Source organism: Pseudomonas sp. GW823-FHT02F05, assembly GCF_058797315.1.
The window spans coordinates 121,582-138,490 of sequence record NZ_JBXAJM010000017.1 but is presented as its reverse complement, the minus strand read 5'-3'; the positions used below and the strand labels follow the sequence as shown (position 1 = coordinate 138,490).

The following is a 16,909-nucleotide window of genomic DNA, read 5'->3' as shown; positions in this document are numbered from 1 at the left end:
TGGGAGCCGGGCTTGCCCGCGATGGCGGCATTGCAGGCTACAAAGATGTGGCAGATTTACTGGCCTCATCGCGGGCAAGCCCGGCTCCCACAGGAGTGGTGGTGTCTGTGTTAGCCGCGTTGGGTCAGGCCCATCTTGATGCGGCCTTCGGCTGGGGTCAGGACCCTTGCGCCTAACCGGCTGAGAATTTCACTGGCGCGCTCCACCAACTGCCCATTGGTGGCGAGCACGCCTTTGTCCAGCCACAGGTTGTCTTCCAGGCCCACCCGTACGTTGCCGCCCAGCAGCACCGCCTGCGCGGCCATTGGCATTTGCATGCGGCCAATGCCGAAGCCGGCCCACACCGCGTCGGCGGGCAGGTTATCGACCATGGCTTTCATGGTGGTGGTGTCGGCCGGTGCCCCCCAGGGAATGCCCAGGCACAGTTGGAACAGCGGGTTATCCAGCAGCCCTTCCTTGATCATCTGCTTGGCGAACCACAGGTGGCCGGTGTCGAAAATTTCCAGCTCGGCCTTTACGCCCAATTCCTGGATACGTTTGGCGCCGGCACGCAGTTGCGCCGGGGTGGACACGTAAATGGTATCGCCATCGCCGAAGTTCAGCGTGCCGCAGTCCAGGGTGCAGATTTCCGGCAGCAGTTCTTCAACGTGGGCCAGGCGGGTCAGCGGGCCCACCAGGTCGGTATTGGGCCCGAACTCCATGGGATTCTCGCCGCCACCGATCTCCAGGTCGCCACCCATGCCGGCGGTGAGGTTGACGATGATGTCGATGTCGGCCTCGCGGATGCGCTCCATCACTTCGCGGTACAGCGCGACGTCGCGACTGAACTTGCCGGTCTCGGGGTCGCGTACGTGGCAATGCACGACCGTGGCGCCGGCCTTGGCGGCCTCCACGGCAGCGGCGGCGATTTGCTTGGGAGTGACCGGCACGTGGGGGCTTCTGGCGGTCGTGTCGCCAGCACCGGTGAGTGCGCAGGTGATGATGACGTCGTGGTTCATGGGGCGGTTCCTTACAGGCGGGTGATTTCAAGGCGCAGGGCGCCGTTCGCAACCTTCAGGGGTTGCGAAGCGGTGATCTGGATGGGTTATTTCGTGGTCAATTGCAGGTTGGCGGCAGCCGGTTTGCCGTCGAAGGTGGTCACACCCTCCAGCCAGCGCGCCTGGTCTTGCGGGTGATCCTTGAGCCACTGCTTGGCGGATTCGATGGCATCCTTGTGGTCCAGCAGCGGTTGCATCATGCGGCTCTCGTCGGCGGCGGTGAACGTCAGGTTGGTCAGCAGCTTATGCACGTTGGGGCACTGCTCGGCGTAGGCCGGCGCGGTCACGGTCCACACGGTGGCCATGCCTTCGTTCGGGCCCAGGGCGCCTTCGCTGCCGGTGAGGTAAGTCATCGCCACATTGACGTTCATCGGGTGCGGTGCCCAACCAAAGAACACCACGGCTTCCTTGCGGCGCACGGCACGGTCTACGGCCGCCAACATGCCGGCTTCGCTGGACTCCACCAACTGGAACTTGCCCAGGCCGAACTGGTTTTTGGCGATCATCGCCTTGATCTGCGTATTGGCCCCCGAGCCCGGCTCGATGCCATAAATCTTGCCGCCCAGGTCTTTTTCGAACCTGGCGATGTCGGCAAAGGTTTTCAGGCCCTTGTCGGCCAGATAAGTCGGCACCGCCAGGGTGGCGCGGGCGTCTTCCAGGCTGGGTTTTTCGAGGACCTTGACTTGCTTGGCGTCGACGAACGGCGTGATGGTCTGGGTCATCAGCGGGTTCCAGTAACCCAGAAACAGGTCCAGGCGCTGGTCGCGGATGCCGGCAAAGATGATTTGCTGAGAGGCGCTGGTTTGTTTGGTCTTGTAGCCGAGGCCATCGAGCAGCACCTGCGCCATGGCGCTGGTGGCGATGACGTCGGTCCAGTTGACCACGCCCATGCGTACGTTCTGGCATGAAGCGGCATCCGCTGCCAGGGCGTTAGTGCTCAAAATGGCGCTGGCGCTGAGTGCAAGTACGCAGCGGCTGATCAGTCGGTTCATGGGTGGAGCCCTCGGCAGTCGTTATTGTGGGTGCCGGCGTCTTTGTGCGCCGTGGGATCACGTTACGCAGCTTGGCGCCCCGCAAAGCGCACGGCGGCGACCCACTCTTGCACTGCAGCGACCTGGGCTCTTGAATGGCCGGTTGAACTGGCGTATCACAGTGATCACGCTGCCCGTATGACGAGAGCGCCACCATGTCCCAGGATGTCTATTTCTTGCTGATGCCGGGGTTCTCGGCCCTCGGTTTTATCTCCGCGCTGGAACCGTTACGCGTGGCCAATCGCTTTCGCGGCGAGCTGTACCGCTGGCACATCTTGAGTGCCGATGGCGGCGCGGTACTGGCGAGCAACGGCATGTCGGTCAACGCCGATGCCGCGCTGGAACCGTTGAAAAAAGGCGCGACCTTACTGGTGGTGGCCGGCTTCGAACCCCTGCAGTTCGCCACGCCCGCCCTGGAGCATTGGCTGCGCCGCCTCGACCATGAGGGTGTGACCCTCGGTGCCATCGACACCGGCGCCTGCGTGCTGGCCGAGGCGGGCCTGCTTGACGGCCACCGCCTGACCTTGCACTGGGAAGCCATCGACGCCTTCAAGGAGGCCTATCCGCACCTGAGCGTGACCCAGGAACTGTTCGAAATCGACCGGCGCCGCATCACCTGTGCCGGCGGCACCGCGTCCATCGACTTGATGCTCGATCTCATCGCTCAGGCCCACGGCCCGGAGCTGGCGATCCAGGTTTCCGAGCAATTCGTACTTGGCCGCATCCGCCCCCGCAAGGACCACCAGCGCATGCAGATCGCCACGCGCTACGGCATCAATAACAAGAAACTGGTGCACGTGATCGGCGAAATGGAACAGCACACCGAACCGCCCCTGAGCACCTTGGCCCTGGCCGAAACGATCAAGGTCACCCGACGCCAACTGGAGCGGCTGTTTCGCCTGCACCTGAACGATACGCCGAGCAATTTCTACCTGGGCCTGCGCCTGGAAAAAGCCCGCAAACTGCTGCGCCAGAGCGACATGAGCGTGCTGGAAGTGAGTATCGCGTGCGGGTTTGAGTCACCGTCGTATTTCACCAGGAGCTATCGCGCAAGGTTTGCCAAATGCCCGCGGGAGGATCGGCGGCGGGAGGTGGTTTGACGGACAATTATAGTCAATTATACTCTTCGCTATAATTTATAGTCCTTTCCATAATTGAGTATAAAACCATGTCCAAGCACAGCGGCTTTGTGTTTCGCCGCCCCACCCTGGCAAGCAGTATTGCCGATGGCCTGGTGGGGGCCGGTATTCAGGATTTCACCTCCGGCCTGTTTCTCGCGGCGCCCCGACGCACGGGCAAAAGCACTTTTTTGCGCGAAGACCTGATTCCGGAATGTCAGCTGCGGGGCTGGCTGGCGGTGTATGTCGACCTGTGGGCCGACAAGGAAAAAGACCCCGCCGAGCTGATCGCAGGTGCCATTGCGGGGGCGTTGGTGCCGTTTGAAAAGGGCATTCGCAAACTGGCAAAGAGCATTGGCATCGAGAAACTAAGCTTTCTGCGTACGCTTTCCTGGGACTTTACCAAGCCACGATTGCCTGTCGGTGCGACGCTGACCCAAGCGTTGGAATTGCTCCATAGGGCTGCAGAAAAACCCGTTGTACTGGTGATTGACGAAGCACAGCACGCATTAACCACCGAGTCAGGTATCAATGCGATGTTCGCGTTGAAGGCTGCCCGGGATCAGCTCAACCAAGGCCGGGACGAGGAGGGCAGCGGTTTGCGCCTGGTGTTTACCGGCTCCAATCGCGACAAACTCGCCCATTTGGTATTGGGTAAAAGCCAGCCATTCTTCGGTTCCAGCATCACGCCGTTTCCGCTGCTGGGCAAAGCGTTCACCCAGGCCTACACCGTGCACCTCAACGCGCACCTGGCCAAGAACAACCAATTCAACGCGGCTGACATTGATGAGGCGTTTGAGCTGGTAGGTCGGCGTCCCGAGATGTTGCGCACGATCATCGGTGAAGTCGCATTGGAGCTGGGCGAGGCGAGCAATCTTGGCCAACTGCTGCACAGTCGCGCAGAACTGCTGCGCGCGGGTGTATGGACCGAGTTCGAAAGCGCCTGGAACGCCCTGACCATCCCGCAGCGTGCGGTGTTGCAGGTGATGGTGGTGCGTTCGCAAAGCAATGAGCCATTTGCGCCGTTTACCGACAGCACGATTACCGCAGTCAGCAAGGCATTGGAGGTTATGCGCAGCGATGTGGTGCCCGGGACCCAGACCATTCAGGCCTGTATCGATGCCCTGCGCGACAAGGAATTGGTATGGAAGTCGAGCCGGGGAGGGTATGCCCTGGAAGACAAGTCGTTCGGGGATTGGCTGCTGTACAAAACCCGCATACCGACTAACGAGTGAAACCCGATGTAGCGCAGTTTATAAGGGAATCATGGAAGGTGTAGGAAGTTTCTTTTTTTTCATCGCTAACGGAGACTTATAGCCAAGGACTGCTAACGTCCTATGGGTCTTAGAAGTGGCTCTTGACCAAATGCTTTTGAAATGAAGCACGCAGGCCAGGAAGTCACTACTTAACCAGAAGAGGTTGGCATGCTTAGAAAACTAGTTACTGTCATCGCGTTAGCGACCACCCCGGCGTGGGCAGCCCAGGCGTCTGCACCTTTCACCGGAGCCGACTACAGCGGACGCTATGAATGTACCGGCCAGGATAAACATATAGGCAGCTATAAGGGTGTTGTTGATATGGCACTCGACGCCAAGCAAAGTACTGGCAAGTACGCCGCCTACACCTTCACCTTGACCTTGGAAGACAAGTCCCGTTATGACGGAATGGCCGCCGGGACTTCGGACGCGCTGGGCGTTTATTTTGCTCACACCGACCCTGTCTTGAAAGACTTCGGCGTGGGGGTCGCACAAATGACGTCAACCCCGGAGGGCAAAGTGTCTTTCGTTAAGTACTACTACACGCCTGAATACGAAGGCGGTGGTCACGGCTTGGAACACTGCGTCAAAAGCTGATGGGTAATTACTTTTTCATCAGGGTTGAGCAGGCTGTTTTATAAGCTTCATGCTGATACTTGTTCAACGTCGTCGGCAGATCAAAGCTGTGCTTCTTGTTTTGCGCATTGATGGTCTGCGGCGACAGCAGCGTCACCTCCACCCCATCCAGCAACTGAAACACCCCTTCGATCTTGAACGTCGTCGGGCCACCGGCGAACTCGCCTTTTTTACTGCGTTTCTTGATGGCAATGCGCGTGATGCCGTTGGCTTGAACGAACGCCTTCACCTGGGCGGCGAAAGCTTTTACGTTGGCCGCTTCGTCGTCATCGTCGAGGGCGATTTTCTTGGTGGCCAGGGCGACGTGGGTCAGCGCCTGGTTGTCCAGGGAGGCGACGGCGATGATGGCTTCGCTGCCTTTGATTTCGATGCCGCAGATGGTCATGAGCGGGTCCTTTGCGAGGGAGAGGCTTCAGGAAAGGGCTTATTGAAATGCAATTCAAAGAGCTGCTCTATTGTCTTGCTCATTGGTTGAAGTTGGGAAATTTCTATCTTAAGTTTCAATAAGCTTGCTTCTTTGATTTTAATATCTAGCTCATTCAGTACTTCGCCGGGCTTTTGTATTTTCTGAAACCAGCGGCTAAAACCTATCACCGTGCACAGTGACGTGAGCGTCGCGTACAGACCTATGAAAATGTAAAACTCGTTTTCGTGGACGAGCAGATAGTCCATGAACGTGTCGAGGTTATCTTTCTCTCGTTCTTTGTATGTAGAAAGTTTTCTTTCTTGTATAACGAGGCTGTTCTTCAGGAAGGTGACGTCGTTGTTGAATGACTCCGGCAGATCTGCGATTTTATGCAGTTCCGGTGTGCCTTTCTCAAGTGCTTCAATGCGTTTAGTGAAATCGTTTACCATTTGCTCCGTTTGCGAATGGTGGCTTTCCTCGCGTGTTTCTTTTTGGAACCTGTAGTCCAGATAAGAAAAAATAGACACCAGTGTCAGCGCACCTGCAATTAGCCATAAACCAAATACAGCAAGCAACTTATAAATATTGTCGGTGGGTGGGGATGGAAGCCATTGCATGCCGAAAATTCCTTAAATCAGCGTCAGGTAGCGAAAAGCGACAGTGGGACGCTTCTATTGTAGGAATATAGTTACTGTTCTTGGCCAATCGACTCCAAAAACTCCGACCGCTCATCACTCATGCGCGCCAGGCAGTCGTTGTGCGCAATCGCATAGGCCTTGGTGCCGGTCACTGCCGGGAAGGTGTCCACTGCACAATCGGCGTCGCGCAGTTTTTCCCACTTCTGCTGCGCATCCTTCAGACGGGCGGTAATGTCCGCCAGTTTGGTCTTGTCGCTGCCGTAGGTCGAACCCATGCGCTCCAGCAACCCCTGATAGTTATCTTTGAGCAATTGCTCGGCGGTGGTCTTGTTGTAGGTGGCGCATTCCAAGGTTTGCTGGTCGTTCTCGATACCGTCGCACGGCGTGCTGTCGGTGTCTTCGGCCGCGTGGGCGGTGGTTGCGATGAGTGCCAAAGCCAGGAAAATCGATTTCATTGCGCCGTCTCATATCACGTGATGCGCAATTCTGGCTCAAGCGTAAGACAAAGAACAGCCGACCGTGGGGCCTGTCTTCGCAGGCTTTGTCGCGGATTGACGCTTTCGGCAATTCCCCTGTCGTTTTTGCACCCGGCTCCGTCGGTCTCTGGGCATATGCTGGCCCCAAAGCGCCGGCAGACGATTCGGCGCATGAATCGCCAATAAGGGGACGCCTGATGAGCCCAGCCGAGTTGCACGCCGACAGCATCGTTATCGACGGTCTGATTATTGCCAAGTGGAACCGCGACCTGTTCGAAGACATGCGCAAAGGTGGCCTCACCGCCGCCAACTGCACGGTGTCGGTGTGGGAAGGCTTCCAGGCCACGATCAATAACATTGTCGCCAGCCAGACCCTGATCCGTGAGAACAGCGACCTGGTGATCCCGGTGAAAACTACCGCCGACATCCGCCGCGCCAAGGAGCAGGGCAAGACCGGCATCATCTTCGGCTTCCAGAATGCCCATGCCTTTGAGGACCAGCTCGGCTATGTCGAGATCTTCAAGCAGCTCGGCGTGGGGGTGGTGCAGATGTGCTACAACACCCAGAACCTGGTGGGCACCGGCTGCTACGAGCGTGATGGCGGCCTGTCGGGTTTCGGGCGTGAGATCGTCGCCGAGATGAACCGCGTCGGCATTATGTGCGACCTGTCCCACGTGGGCTCCAAGACCAGCGAAGAGGTCATCCTCGAATCGAAAAAGCCGGTGTGCTACTCCCACTGCCTACCGTCCGGGCTTAAAGAGCACCCGCGCAACAAGTCCGATGAAGAGCTGAAGTTCATCGCCGACCATGGCGGTTTTGTCGGCGTGACCATGTTCGCGCCGTTCCTGGCCAAGGGCATCGACTCGACTATCGACGACTACGCCGAAGCCATCGAATACACCATGAACATCGTCGGCGAAGACGCCATCGGCATCGGCACCGACTTCACCCAGGGCCATGGTCAGGATTTCTTCGAAATGCTCACCCATGACAAGGGCTACGCCCGCCGCCTGACCAGCTTCGGCAAGATCATCAACCCGCTGGGCATCCGCACCGTGGGTGAGTTCCCCAACCTCACCGAGACCCTGCTCAAGCGCGGCCACAGCGAGCGCGTGGTGCGCAAGATCATGGGCGAGAACTGGGTCAACGTGCTCAAGGACGTCTGGGGCGAATAAGCCACTGCTCGCTTAATCCTTCACCCGCCGCCATCCGCGCGGCGGGCATCAAAACGAATTTTCTGGAGTTGAGTTTCCATGGCCAAGATCGCCCCGCAATTGCCAATTGAAGTCGACAGCGAAACCGGTGTCTGGACCTCCGACGCCCTGCCGATGCTGTACGTGCCGCGTCATTTCTTCGTCAACAACCACATGGGTATCGAAGAAGTACTGGGGGCCGACGCCTACGCCGAGATCCTCTACAAGGCCGGCTACAAATCCGCCTGGCACTGGTGTGAAAAAGAAGCTGAATGCCACGGCCTGGAAGGCGTCGCGGTGTTCGAGCACTACATGAAGCGCCTGTCGCAACGCGGCTGGGGTCTGTTCAAGATCCAGGACATCGACCTCGATAAAGGCACCGCCAGCGTCAAGCTTGAGCATTCAGCTTTTGTGTATGTCTACGGCAAGGTCGGACGCAAAGTGGACTACATGTTCACCGGCTGGTTTGCCGGCGCCATGGACCAGATCCTTCAAGCGCGTGGCAGCAAGATCCGCACTGTCGCCGAACAAGTCTACGGAGGCTCCGAAGAGGGCCACGATGATGGTTTGTTCACCGTCAAACCGTTGTAAGCCGAGGACCGTGCCATGGCTTTCGAAGCAATGTTCCAGCCGATCCAGATCGGCAAACTGACCATCCGCAACCGGGTGCTCAGCACTGCGCATGCCGAGGTGTATGCCACCGACGGCGGCATGACCACCGACCGCTATGTGAAGTACTACGAAGAGAAAGCCAAGGGCGGTATTGGCCTGGCGATCTGCGGTGGCTCCTCCGTGGTGGCCATCGACAGCCCGCAGGAATGGTGGGCGTCGGTGAACCTGTCCACCGACCGCATCATCCCGCACTTCCAGAATCTGGCCGATGCCATGCACAAGCATGGCGCCAAGATCATGATCCAGATTACCCACATGGGCCGGCGCTCGCGTTGGGACGGCTTCAACTGGCCGACCCTGATGTCGCCGTCCGGCGTGCGTGAGCCGGTGCACCGTGCCACCTGCAAGACCATCGAGCCAGAAGAAATCTGGCGTGTGATCGGCAACTACGCCCAGGCTGCGCGTCGGGCCAAGGCCGGTGGCCTGGACGGGGTGGAATTGTCGGCCGTGCACCAGCACATGATCGACCAGTTCTGGAGCCCGCGGGTCAACAAGCGTACCGACGAGTGGGGCGGCAGCTTCGAGGGCCGCATGAAGTTCGGCCTGGAAGTGTTGAAGGCCGTGCGTGCCGAAGTGGGGGATGACTTCTGTGTGGGCATGCGCCTGTGCGGTGACGAGTTCCACCCGGACGGCTTGTCCCACGAGGACATGAAGCAAATCGCCAAGTACTACGATGACACCGGCATGCTCGATTTCATCGGCGTGGTGGGCTCGGGTTGCGACACCCACAACACCCTGGCCAACGTCATCCCGAACATGAGCTACCCGCCGGAGCCGTTCCTGCACCTGGCGGCCGGCATCAAGGAAGTGGTCAAGGTTCCGGTGCTGCACGCGCAGAACATCAAGGACCCGAACCAGGCCACGCGTATTCTGGAAGGCGGCTATGTGGACATGGTCGGCATGACCCGTGCGCACATCGCCGACCCGCACCTGATCGCCAAGATCAAGATGGGCCAGATCGACCAGATCAAGCAGTGCGTGGGCGCCAACTACTGCATCGACCGCCAGTACCAGGGCCTGGATGTGCTGTGCATCCAGAACGCCGCGACCTCCCGTGAATACATGGGCGTGCCGCACATCATCGAGAAGTCCACCGGGCCCAAGCGCAAGGTGGTTGTAGTGGGGGCCGGCCCGGCCGGGATGGAAGCCGCGCGCGTGGCGGCTGAACGTGGCCACGACGTGACGCTGTTCGAGAAAAAGGAGTTTATCGGCGGGCAAATCACCACGGCATCGAAAGCGCCGCAACGTGACCAGATCGCCGGTATCACCCGTTGGTATCAACTGGAGCTGGCGCGTTTGAAAGTCGACCTGCGCCTGGGTGTTGCAGCCGATGTCGAGACCATCCTGGACGTGCGTCCGGACGTGGTGGTGCTGGCGGTGGGCGGGCACCCGTTCATCGAGCAGAACGAACACTGGGGCGCCGCCGAAGGCTTGGTAGTGAGCAGTTGGGACGTGCTCGACGGCAAGGTGCTGCCTGGCAAGAACGTGCTGGTGTACGACACCATCTGTGAATTCACCGGGATGTCGGTGGCCGACTTCCTGGCCGACAAAGGCAGCCAGGTGGAGATCGTCACCGACGACATCAAGCCAGGCGTGGCAATCGGCGGTACGTCGTTCCCCACGTACTACCGCAGCATGTACCCCAAGGAAGTGATCATGACCGGCGACATGATGCTGGAAAAGGTCTACCGCGAGGGCGACAAGCTGGTGGCCGTGCTGGAGAACGAATACACCGGCGCCAAAGAGGAGCGGGTGGTCGACCAGGTCGTGGTGGAGAACGGCGTGCGTCCGGACGAGGCCATTTACTACGGGCTCAAGGAAGGTTCGCGCAACAAGGGCCAGATCGACGTTGAAGCGCTGTTTGCGATCAAGCCGCAGCCATGCCTGAGCGAGGCGGGCGAGGGGTACTTGCTGTTCCGCATTGGTGACTGTGTGGCCCAGCGCAATACCCACGCCGCCATCTATGACGCCCTGCGCTTGTGCAAGGATTTCTGACGCACCTGATCGTTCCCACGCTCTGCGTGGGAATGCCGCCCTGGACGCTCCGCGTCTGCTTTTAAGGTCGTGACGCAGAGCGTCACAGGATGCATTCCCACGCAGAGCGTGGGAACGATCTTCGTGGGAGCTTCACCATGTTGAATACCTTGCTGCCTATTCTCTTGTTTGCCGCCCTGGGCCTCGCCGTCCTCGGCGCCTTGCGCCGGGTGAACATGTGGCGCCGTGGCCGTGCGTCCAAAGTCGACCTGCTGGGTGGCCTCTTGGCCATGCCCAAGCGCTACATGGTCGACCTGCACCACGTGGTCGCCCGTGACAAATACATCGCCAACACCCACGTAGCGACGGCGCTGGGCTTTGTGCTGTCGGCGCTGCTGGCGATTGTGGTGCACGGTTTCGGCCTGCAGAGCCGCATTCTTGGTTATGCCCTGCTGCTGGCGTCGACATTGATGTTTGTCGGCGCGATCTTCATGTACCTGCGCCGCCGCAATCCGCCTGCCCGCCTGTCCAAAGGCCCGTGGATGCGCCTGCCGAAAAGCCTGATGGCCTTCTCGGTGAGCTTCTTCCTGGTGACCTTGCCGGTGGCCGGGATTCTGCCCGTCGACTTCGGCGGCTGGCTGCTCGCGGCATTGCTGAGCGTGGGCGTGTTGTGGGGCGTGTCCGAAATGTTCTTCGGCATGACCTGGGGTGGGCCGATGAAACACGCGTTTGCCGGAGCCCTGCACCTGGCCTGGCACCGTCGCGCCGAACGCTTTGGCGGTGGCCGCTCCACCGGTTTGAAACCCTTGGACCTGAGCGATAAAACCGCGCCACTGGGCGTGGAAAAACCCAAGGACTTCACCTGGAACCAACTGCTCGGCTTCGACGCCTGCGTGCAGTGCGGCAAGTGCGAAGCGGCGTGCCCGGCGTTTGCCGCCGGCCAGCCACTGAACCCGAAAAAACTCATTCAGGACATGGTGGTCGGTTTGGCCGGTGGCACCGATGCCAAGTTCGCCGGCAGCCCGTACCCCGGCAAACCGGTGGGCGAACACGGCGGCAACCCGCACCAGCCGATCGTCAACGGCCTGGTGGACGCCGAGACCCTGTGGTCGTGCACCACCTGCCGCGCTTGCGTGGAAGAGTGCCCGATGATGATCGAGCATGTGGACGCTATCGTCGACATGCGTCGCCACCTCACCCTGGAAAAAGGCGCCACGCCGAACAAGGGCGCCGAAGTCCTGGAAAACCTGATCGCTACCGATAACCCTGGCGGCTTTGCCCCCGGTGGGCGCCTGAACTGGGCGGCAGACCTGAACCTGCCGTTGCTCAGCGACAAAGGCAGTTGCGATGTGCTGTTCTGGGTCGGCGATGGCGCCTTCGACATGCGTAACCAGCGTACCCTGCGCGCTTTCGTCAAAGTGCTCAAGGCCGCCAAGGTCGATTTCGCCGTGCTCGGCCTGGAAGAACGCGACAGCGGCGACGTGGCGCGTCGCCTCGGTGACGAAGCGACATTCCAGTTGCTGGCCACGCGCAATATCCAGACCCTGGCCAAGTACAGCTTCAAGCGCATCGTCACCTGCGATCCGCACAGCTTCCATGTGCTGAAAAACGAATACGGCGCCTTCAACGGCAACTACCGCGTGCAGCACCACAGCACCTTCATGGCCGAGCTGATCGGCGAGGGCGCGCTGAATCTGGGCCAGCACAAAGGCAACAGCGTGACCTACCATGACCCGTGTTACCTGGGCCGCTACAACGGTGAATACGAGGCGCCGCGCCAAGTGCTGCGGGCTTTGGGTATCGAGGTCAAGGAAATGCAACGCTCGGGCTTCCGTTCACGCTGCTGCGGTGGCGGTGGCGGTGCGCCGATCACTGACATCCCCGGCAAGCAACGTATCCCCGATATGCGTATGGACGACATCCGCGAGACCGGTGCCGAACTGGTGGCCGTGGGTTGCCCGCAATGCACCGCGATGCTTGAAGGCGTGGTCGAACCGCGCCCGTTGATCAAGGACATCGCCGAACTGGTAGCCGACGCGTTGCTTGAAGACGCCGCGCCGGCCAAAGCCCCCGTCAAGCGTGAACCTGCGGAGGTGCACTGATGAGCGATATTATCCGCCGCGACCCCCGGGCCGAATGGATCGCCCGTAACCGCCTGCACCCGTTGCACGCGGCGATGCAGCCGGCGCAACACAGCTGGATGGGGCCCAACGGCATCATTCGCAAAAACGTGCATGGTGTCGGTTTTATCGGGCCCAACGGCATCAAGCGCATCGACCGCAGCGGTGCCCAGCAGGGCGGCGCGGCCAAGCGCACCGCGGCAGTGGAAGTGCAATTGCCGCTGCATCAAGTGCCGACCCCGGCGTTCTACATCAACGTGGTGCCGGACATGGTCGGTGGCCGCCTGAGCAGCCACGACCGCGACCTGCTTGGCTTGGCGCGCCAACTGGCCGGCAATGACGGCGCGGTGTTGGCGGTGGTGTTCGGTGAACACAAGGAAAGCGCCTTTGCCACGGCCGGCGTCGACCGACTGCTGGTGCTGGAGGGGCATGAGTTCGAGGGTTATGCACCGGAGCAACGCGTGCAGGGCCTGCGCGCTGTGGATAACCAATTCAGCCCGCGCCACTGGTTGCTGCCAGACAGCCGCAGCGGTGGTGGTGAGCTGGGGCGGCGCTTTGCCGCCAGCCTTAAGGAGCGCCCGGCGACGCGGGTGTGGCAGATCAAGGGCGAGGAATGCATCGGCCGTGCCGGTGCCGGCCAGGAAGACCTGGCGCGGCCGTTGCCCCGTCTGATCCTCGCTGCCGCCGAATGTGCCGACCCGGTCAGCGAGACCCGCCACGAAGTCTTGCCCGTGGAGTTATCCACAAGCCTGGCGCGCAGTTTGCCTCGTATCGAAGACCTCGGCGCGGTGGCGGTCGATCCGGCAGCGATTCCGATGGCCGAGGCAGAGTTCATTTTCTCCGGTGGCAACGGCGTGAAGGATTGGGCGCTGTTCCACCAGACCGCCGCGGCCCTGGGCGCTACTGAAGGCGCCTCGCGGGTGGCAGTGGACGATGGCTTCATGGCGCGTGATCGCCAGGTCGGCGCCAGCGGCACCTGGGTGACTGCGCGGGTGTACGTGGCGGTGGGCATTTCCGGGGCGATCCAGCACCTGCAAGGCATCGGTGCCTGCGACAAGGTGGTGGCGATCAACCTCGACCCAGGGTGCGACATGATCAAGCGTGCCGACCTGTCGGTGATCGGCGAAAGCGCCGCGATACTGCACGCCTTGATCGCGGCGGTCGAGACCTACCGCAACGGCGCCAAGCGCGATGCAGCCTGAGGATATGACCATGACGAACACTGTATTCAGCCTGGTGTCCATCGGTGCTCACCCCACCTCCGGGCGTCCACGCCGCGCCGAGCAGGATGCGCGCGCGGTTGAGCTGGGGCTGCAACTGGCTGGGGATAAGTTGCAGGTGCTGCACGCTGGTGATGTCAGCGAGCCGACCCTGCGCAGCTACCTGGGCATGGGCCTGCCGCAACTGCAGGTACTGGAACAACCGGCCGGCTCGGATGCCTTGCCGGTGCTCAGTGAGTATCTGCGCGACGCCGGTGCTCAGGTGGTACTGACCGGGAGCCAGGCAGAAACCGGCGAAGGTTCGGGAATGCTGCCGTTCCTCTTGGCCGAGCAACTGGGCTGGCCGCTGATTGTGGGGCTGGCCCAGGTGGAGTCCATCGACGCCGGCGTAGCCCTGGTGCTGCAGGCGCTGCCTCGCGGCCAGCGACGGCGCTTGAAGGTGCGCCTGCCGTTTCTCGCCACTGTGGATAACGCCGCGCCCAAGCCACGTCAGAGCGCCTACGGCCCGGCGCAACGGGGTGAACTGGCCGCCCATGACGTTGAGATTGAACACGACGAGTTATTCACAGGCGCACTGTTGCAACCGGCCAAGCCACGGCCAAAGCGCCTCAAGGTGATCAAGGCCAAGAGTGGTGCCGACCGTATGAAGGCCGCAACGGCAAAGGCCAGTGGCGGCGGTGGGCAGGTGCTCAAGGGCGTGAGCGCTGAAGAGGGCGCGCAAGCGATTCTCAAGCTTCTGGTAGAAGAGGGCGTCGTACGCTGAACCCTGACCACCACCAAACCTTGTGGGAGCTGGCTTGCCTGCGATATCGGTGGGTCAGCAACCCATGCATCCGTTGACGTATTGCAATCGCGGGCAAGCCCGCTTCCACATTTTCCTGCTTTATCTTGGGCTTACCCACAATGCCTGTTGATCCGCCTGTGGATAACCTGTTCGCGGGTGCCCACAAGCCCGGCATATCAAGCTCTGCAGCCCTCTGTACGAAAAACAACCAACCTAACTTGCGGTTTTTGCTCGGGTTTTCACCGGGTTTAGGCCTCGACTTGCCCCCAAAGTCTGTTGGCGCTTTTGTGGATAAGATGTTCGCTATCCGCTACAAGCCTTATAAAACGTGGCTTTCGAGGGGTTGGTCAATAATTGATCAAATCTCACATATTCGCCGTTTAAACGGCTGGATATCCCCGATTCATGAGGGTTTCAAGGGCTTTTCCACAACCCGAACAAAGTTGCCCCCGAATTCTGTTGGCGCATCTGTGGATAAGGTGTTCGCTTACCGCTGCAAGCCACGCCAAACAAGGCTCTTGGAGGTTTGGTCAATAAATGAACAGCTCAAGATAAAACCCGCAAGTTTAAATAAGTCACGGATTTTCTTGATTTAATTTGTGAGCACGGCGCACTTGCCCACAATTGCTGTGGGTGGCTTTGTGGATAAGTTGTTGGGGAAAGGCTGGAGGGCAGGGTGGTAAAGGGCTGCATCGGAACTGATCGAATTTTGAACAGTTAACCTGTCCAAATGTGGGAGCTGGCTTGCCTGCGATAGCGGTCTGTCAGCCAATACAGGCTTTGACAGACACAATGCCATCGCGGGCAAGCCCGCTCCCACACAAGCGTTATTCGTGAGCAGCTACGCCTTTGAGATAAGGCGCTGGCGCCGCGCCCAGGTTGTTGAGCATCCGCTCGCTGTACCAATCCACAAAATTCACCACGCCAAACTCATAGGTCTTGGAGTAAGGGCCTGGCTGGTAGGCGGTGGAGTTGATGCCGCGCTGGTTCTCTTCGGCCAGGCGGCGATCCTGGTCGTTGGTGGCATCCCACACCTGGCGCATGCGCTCCACGTCGTAGTCCACGCCTTCCACCGCGTCCTTATGCACGATCCACTTGGTGGTGACCATGGTTTCCTGGGCGCTGATCGGCCACACGGTGAACACAATGATGTGGTCGCCCATGCAGTGGTTCCAGGAGTGCGGCAGGTGCAGGATGCGCATCGAACCCAGGTCCGGGTTCTTGATGCGGCCCATCAGTTTGGCGCAGCCCTGCTTGCCGTCCAGGGTCATCGACACAGTGCCCTTGAGCAGTGGCATGCGCACGATGCGGTTACGCAGGCCGAAGCTGGCGTGGGCGTAAGGGATTTTTTCGGCATCCCAAGCGGCGGCGGACGCGGCTACGTGATCCTTGAACGCCTGGTCGGCGCGCGGGTCGGTAACGTCGTCCCACTCCAGCAGGGTTTTCAGCAGTTCCGGGTGCGAGGCGTTGCAGTGGTAGCACTCGCGGTTGTTTTCCAGCACCAGCTTCCAGTTGGCTTTTTCGAACAAGGTGGTCTGGATCGCCACCTTGGTGTTTTCCATGTCGTAGGGCTCCATGTAATGGCTGAGCGTCGACAGGAAGTCATCAATGGCCGGTGGGTTTTCGGCCAGGCTGATAAAGATGTAGCCGCCAGCAGTCTTCACGTTCACCGGCTTGAGGCCGTACTGCTTCATGTCGAAATCGGCGCCCATCTCGGTGCCGGCGAACAGCAGGCGGCCGTCCAGCTCGTAGGTCCACTGGTGGTAGTGGCACACCAATTTGGCGACCTTGCCCTTGTCGCTGGTGCACAAGCGCGAGCCACGGTGGCGGCAGACGTTGTGGAACGCATGCACCACGCCGTCGGCGCCACGGATGACGATGATAGGGTTCTTGCCCACTTGCAGGGTCAGGTAGTTGCCCTTGGCGGGGATTTCGCAGGTCATGCCGGCGATCAACCACTCTTTCTGGAAGATCTCCTGCATGTCGATATCAAACAACCGCTCATCAGAGTAGAACGGCTGCGGCAGTGAAAAAGTGCGCTCGCGCTCTTGCAGCATTTGCGCGGTGGCCTTGCGTGCGGGTTCCAGCGGATCGCCCAAGCTTAAGGTTGCGGTGACGTCCATCGTGTGTGTCCTCATGGCCATTCTGTGTGGCCGGCGAATAGTGGCTACGGTTGGTGCTGTGCAAGGCGTAAAGAACGCGTCTTTGTTGGGAGCGAGTGTGGGCCCGGCGTAACGTCGAACCTTATCCATGGGCGACATGGCCCAATCTGATCCCGACGCGCAAGCCCCTGTCTTTGGGGGCTGGTCGCCGTAAGTATGTGAATGTCGCAGATAGGTAAATGGGTG

General features: G+C 60.1%; 15 protein-coding genes. 9 read left to right on the top strand and 6 right to left on the bottom strand.

Annotated features, from left to right (window positions below; all coding sequences use genetic code 11):
* Nucleotides 1–110: 110 nt before the first annotated feature.
* The gene (cdhC, locus tag AC1RAC_RS20575; protein ID WP_034128888.1) at nt 111–998 is read right to left on the bottom strand and encodes a 3-dehydrocarnitine:acetyl-CoA trimethylamine transferase CdhC; all 888 of its coding nucleotides are present in this window, start codon (nt 996–998) and stop codon (nt 111–113) included.
* 86 nt (nt 999–1,084) lie between these two features.
* Nucleotides 1,085–2,029 carry a choline ABC transporter substrate-binding protein gene (locus AC1RAC_RS20570; RefSeq protein ID WP_089041454.1) on the bottom strand — a complete coding sequence of 315 codons (945 nt, stop codon included), beginning with the start codon at nt 2,027–2,029 and terminating at the stop codon, nt 1,085–1,087.
* 194 nt (nt 2,030–2,223) lie between these two features.
* On the opposite strand from AC1RAC_RS20570, the gene AC1RAC_RS20565 reads away from it, so the two are divergent.
* The 3 genes from AC1RAC_RS20565 (at nt 2,224) to AC1RAC_RS20555 (ending at nt 5,039) form a co-directional block, all read left to right on the top strand.
* A complete protein-coding gene (locus AC1RAC_RS20565; RefSeq protein WP_054898194.1) occupies nt 2,224–3,168 on the top strand; it encodes a GlxA family transcriptional regulator in 945 nt (314 codons plus the stop codon).
* A gap of 68 nt (nt 3,169–3,236) precedes the next feature.
* A complete protein-coding gene (locus AC1RAC_RS20560; protein WP_294138220.1) occupies nt 3,237–4,421 on the top strand; it encodes an AAA family ATPase in 1,185 nt (394 codons plus the stop codon).
* Between the two features lie 189 nt (nt 4,422–4,610).
* Nucleotides 4,611–5,039, top strand: a complete 429-nt coding sequence (locus AC1RAC_RS20555; RefSeq protein WP_054898196.1) for a hypothetical protein — start codon at nt 4,611–4,613, stop codon at nt 5,037–5,039.
* Between the two features lie 7 nt (nt 5,040–5,046).
* On the opposite strand, the gene AC1RAC_RS20550 is transcribed toward AC1RAC_RS20555, so the two are convergent.
* The 3 genes from AC1RAC_RS20550 to AC1RAC_RS20540 all read right to left on the bottom strand — a co-directional run bounded on the left by AC1RAC_RS20550 (nt 5,047) and on the right by AC1RAC_RS20540 (nt 6,577).
* On the bottom strand, nt 5,047–5,463 hold the full coding sequence (locus tag AC1RAC_RS20550) for a DUF3010 family protein (RefSeq protein WP_034128883.1): 417 nt from the start codon (nt 5,461–5,463) through the stop codon (nt 5,047–5,049).
* Nucleotides 5,460–6,101, bottom strand: coding sequence for a hypothetical protein (locus AC1RAC_RS20545; protein ID WP_492616939.1), 642 nt, complete (start codon nt 6,099–6,101; stop codon nt 5,460–5,462). The genes AC1RAC_RS20550 and AC1RAC_RS20545 overlap by 4 nt, the downstream gene beginning before the upstream one ends.
* 71 nt (nt 6,102–6,172) lie before the next feature.
* Nucleotides 6,173–6,577 carry a lysozyme inhibitor LprI family protein gene (locus AC1RAC_RS20540; RefSeq protein ID WP_034128881.1) on the bottom strand — a complete coding sequence of 135 codons (405 nt, stop codon included), beginning with the start codon at nt 6,575–6,577 and terminating at the stop codon, nt 6,173–6,175.
* Between the two features lie 218 nt (nt 6,578–6,795).
* On the opposite strand from AC1RAC_RS20540, the gene AC1RAC_RS20535 reads away from it, so the two are divergent.
* The 6 genes from AC1RAC_RS20535 to etfB all read left to right on the top strand — a co-directional run bounded on the left by AC1RAC_RS20535 (nt 6,796) and on the right by etfB (nt 14,540).
* On the top strand, nt 6,796–7,773 hold the full coding sequence (locus AC1RAC_RS20535) for a dipeptidase (protein WP_032879065.1): 978 nt from the start codon (nt 6,796–6,798) through the stop codon (nt 7,771–7,773).
* A gap of 78 nt (nt 7,774–7,851) precedes the next feature.
* A complete protein-coding gene (locus AC1RAC_RS20530; RefSeq protein ID WP_008033249.1) occupies nt 7,852–8,382 on the top strand; it encodes a DUF5943 domain-containing protein in 531 nt (176 codons plus the stop codon).
* A 15-nt stretch (nt 8,383–8,397) separates the two neighbouring features.
* Nucleotides 8,398–10,458: a dimethylglycine demethylation protein DgcA gene (gene dgcA / locus AC1RAC_RS20525; protein WP_127881617.1), complete on the top strand. Its 2,061-nt coding sequence runs from the start codon at nt 8,398–8,400 to the stop codon at nt 10,456–10,458.
* A gap of 137 nt (nt 10,459–10,595) precedes the next feature.
* The gene (dgcB, locus tag AC1RAC_RS20520) at nt 10,596–12,539 is read left to right on the top strand and encodes a dimethylglycine demethylation protein DgcB (RefSeq protein WP_054898201.1); all 1,944 of its coding nucleotides are present in this window, start codon (nt 10,596–10,598) and stop codon (nt 12,537–12,539) included.
* Nucleotides 12,539–13,759: an electron transfer flavoprotein subunit alpha gene (gene etfA, locus AC1RAC_RS20515; RefSeq protein WP_492616938.1), complete on the top strand. Its 1,221-nt coding sequence runs from the start codon at nt 12,539–12,541 to the stop codon at nt 13,757–13,759. The genes dgcB and etfA overlap by 1 nt, the downstream gene beginning before the upstream one ends.
* A gap of 4 nt (nt 13,760–13,763) precedes the next feature.
* The gene (etfB, locus tag AC1RAC_RS20510) at nt 13,764–14,540 is read left to right on the top strand and encodes an electron transfer flavoprotein subunit beta (protein WP_372441717.1); all 777 of its coding nucleotides are present in this window, start codon (nt 13,764–13,766) and stop codon (nt 14,538–14,540) included.
* A gap of 848 nt (nt 14,541–15,388) precedes the next feature.
* On the opposite strand, the gene gbca is transcribed toward etfB, so the two are convergent.
* Nucleotides 15,389–16,684, bottom strand: a complete 1,296-nt coding sequence (gene gbca, locus AC1RAC_RS20505) for a glycine betaine monooxygenase oxygenase subunit (RefSeq protein WP_492616937.1) — start codon at nt 16,682–16,684, stop codon at nt 15,389–15,391.
* Nucleotides 16,685–16,909 lie beyond the last annotated feature (225 nt).

What these genes read in the sequence shown, in the direction of transcription:
- cdhC (WP_034128888.1), bottom strand. Translation starts at nt 998, where the DNA reads ATGAACCACGACGTCATCATCACCTGCGCACTCACCGGTGCTGGCGAC.
- AC1RAC_RS20570 (WP_089041454.1), bottom strand. Translation starts at nt 2,029, where the DNA reads ATGAACCGACTGATCAGCCGCTGCGTACTTGCACTCAGCGCCAGCGCC.
- AC1RAC_RS20565 (WP_054898194.1), top strand. Translation starts at nt 2,224, where the DNA reads ATGTCCCAGGATGTCTATTTCTTGCTGATGCCGGGGTTCTCGGCCCTC.
- AC1RAC_RS20560 (WP_294138220.1), top strand. Translation starts at nt 3,237, where the DNA reads ATGTCCAAGCACAGCGGCTTTGTGTTTCGCCGCCCCACCCTGGCAAGC.
- AC1RAC_RS20555 (WP_054898196.1), top strand. Translation starts at nt 4,611, where the DNA reads ATGCTTAGAAAACTAGTTACTGTCATCGCGTTAGCGACCACCCCGGCG.
- AC1RAC_RS20550 (WP_034128883.1), bottom strand. Translation starts at nt 5,463, where the DNA reads ATGACCATCTGCGGCATCGAAATCAAAGGCAGCGAAGCCATCATCGCC.
- AC1RAC_RS20545 (WP_492616939.1), bottom strand. Translation starts at nt 6,101, where the DNA reads ATGCAATGGCTTCCATCCCCACCCACCGACAATATTTATAAGTTGCTT.
- AC1RAC_RS20540 (WP_034128881.1), bottom strand. Translation starts at nt 6,577, where the DNA reads ATGAAATCGATTTTCCTGGCTTTGGCACTCATCGCAACCACCGCCCAC.
- AC1RAC_RS20535 (WP_032879065.1), top strand. Translation starts at nt 6,796, where the DNA reads ATGAGCCCAGCCGAGTTGCACGCCGACAGCATCGTTATCGACGGTCTG.
- AC1RAC_RS20530 (WP_008033249.1), top strand. Translation starts at nt 7,852, where the DNA reads ATGGCCAAGATCGCCCCGCAATTGCCAATTGAAGTCGACAGCGAAACC.
- dgcA (WP_127881617.1), top strand. Translation starts at nt 8,398, where the DNA reads ATGGCTTTCGAAGCAATGTTCCAGCCGATCCAGATCGGCAAACTGACC.
- dgcB (WP_054898201.1), top strand. Translation starts at nt 10,596, where the DNA reads ATGTTGAATACCTTGCTGCCTATTCTCTTGTTTGCCGCCCTGGGCCTC.
- etfA (WP_492616938.1), top strand. Translation starts at nt 12,539, where the DNA reads ATGAGCGATATTATCCGCCGCGACCCCCGGGCCGAATGGATCGCCCGT.
- etfB (WP_372441717.1), top strand. Translation starts at nt 13,764, where the DNA reads ATGACCATGACGAACACTGTATTCAGCCTGGTGTCCATCGGTGCTCAC.
- gbca (WP_492616937.1), bottom strand. Translation starts at nt 16,684, where the DNA reads ATGGACGTCACCGCAACCTTAAGCTTGGGCGATCCGCTGGAACCCGCA.